The sequence below is a fragment of the Pantoea sp. SIMBA_079 genome (assembly GCF_046940275.1).
Taxonomy (GTDB): domain Bacteria; phylum Pseudomonadota; class Gammaproteobacteria; order Enterobacterales; family Enterobacteriaceae; genus Pantoea; species Pantoea borealis.
The window spans coordinates 1-267 of sequence record NZ_JAWRYR010000388.1; the positions used below are offsets into that span (position 1 = coordinate 1).

1 pseudogene is annotated in these 267 nt (G+C 72.7%); it reads right to left on the reverse strand.

Annotated features, from left to right (window positions below):
* Positions 1-97: 97 nt before the first annotated feature.
* A pseudogene (locus SB719_RS20485) lies at positions 98-267 on the reverse strand (hypothetical protein); the annotation flags it as partial.

Here is a 267-nt window from a genome sequence, read left to right on the forward strand (position 1 = left end):
ACGCGACTGACGCGCGACGCCCTGCAGCCTTTCGACGCATCGCCAGTCAGAGAGGCCGCGGTTGCCGCCGATCGCCGGAGGCGCGGCGGGCCCGGATTCAGGGCGCGCGCGAAGGCCGCGAGTCGGCCGCGCGCTCCCCCGCTCCCGTATCCACACTGACCTCCACCGACATGCCCGGCCGCAACCGCGCCGCCAGCGGCTGGTCGCGATCCACCGCGATCCGTACCGGAATGCGTTGCGCGATCTTGACGAAGTTGCCGGTCGCGT